The organism is Polaromonas sp. CG_9.5 (genome assembly GCF_035984465.1).
Lineage (GTDB): Bacteria > Pseudomonadota > Gammaproteobacteria > Burkholderiales > Burkholderiaceae_C > Polaromonas.
The window spans coordinates 1-1,052 of the sequence record NZ_JAXCHR010000076.1 but is presented as its reverse complement, the minus strand read 5'-3'; the positions used below and the strand labels follow the sequence as shown (position 1 = coordinate 1,052).

General features: G+C 51.8%; 1 protein-coding gene. It reads left to right on the top strand.

Annotated elements, in window-relative coordinates:
* Nucleotides 1–293 precede the first annotated feature (293 nt).
* The gene (locus RCH06_RS17875; protein WP_327082809.1) at nt 294–992 is read left to right on the top strand and encodes a KGGVGR-motif variant AAA ATPase; all 699 of its coding nucleotides are present in this window, start codon (nt 294–296) and stop codon (nt 990–992) included.
* Nucleotides 993–1,052: the final 60 nt, after the last annotated feature.

Genomic DNA, 1,052 nt, shown 5'->3' with positions numbered 1-1,052 from the left:
ATGCAGTTTGAGGAAAACTGGCTTGCGGCTCAGGCCCATCAAGCCCGTTCATGATCTCGGTTATGGGATACGGAATCCAGGGGCAAGGTCAGTTATGAGACCTACCAGTCAGGTCATGTAGATGGGACGCAGTATGGTTTACCTCTTTCAAATCCCTTTAGCGATTGGAAGGCTGAGCAACGCTATGCAGCAGAAAGTCATTTCACACAAAACCTTGTTAAACCTCACAAACAAGCTGCTCATTTGATTAACCAACTGGTTGAAAAAGCCAAGCAAGAAAAGGGCTGGTAAATATGACTACGTTTGACGACCTACTACCCAAAGTAGCAGATATTTTTCAGCCACACAGCGCAGAGATTCAGCGAATTTCTCCCGTCTATGTGAACCGCGACTTGAATGGTAGAGTTCGCCTGATCGTGGCAGAGCAGTGGGAGAAAGACCCCCAAGCACGTACAACTCTGAATACCATCACCCAAGCTATGTTTGAGCAGCTTGGGGCGCACGCATTCCCTGCCAGTCAAGCCATTCTTTTTGAAGCAAACATCGAGTCGGTCAAGCACGGGGGTTTTGCCGCACCACTTGCTGATGTGGATGGCGTGCAGGTGATTGACCGTCTGGCCACTGAAGGCAACTGGTCCACCATATCCCCTATCGCAACCGGTGTGCCCCGCGTCGTCTTCTTCTCCATCAAAGGCGGAGTTGGTCGATCTACCGCCATGGCGGCTACGGCGTGGTCTTTGGCGCAAAGTGGTAAACGGGTGTTGGTGCTGGACCTCGATTTAGAGTCGCCAGGATTGTCATCTTCGCTGCTTCCTAGTGAGCGGCGTCCAACCTATGGCATCACAGATTGGCTGGTTGAAGACTTGGTGAATAACGGTGATGCGGTATTGCGCGACATGATCGCCACCAGCACGTTGTCCCGCGATGGTGATATTTACGTGGTTCCTGCACACGGGGTGAATGACCTTGCCCCTGGATTCCGTATCCCATAACCGAGATCATGAACGGGCTTGATGGGCCTGAGCCGCAAGCCAGTTTTCCTCAAACTGCAT

Bases quoted from the DNA above. Each gene is read 5' to 3' on its own strand.
- RCH06_RS17875 (WP_327082809.1), top strand. From the start codon at position 294: ATGACTACGTTTGACGACCTACTACCCAAAGTAGCAGATATTTTTCAG.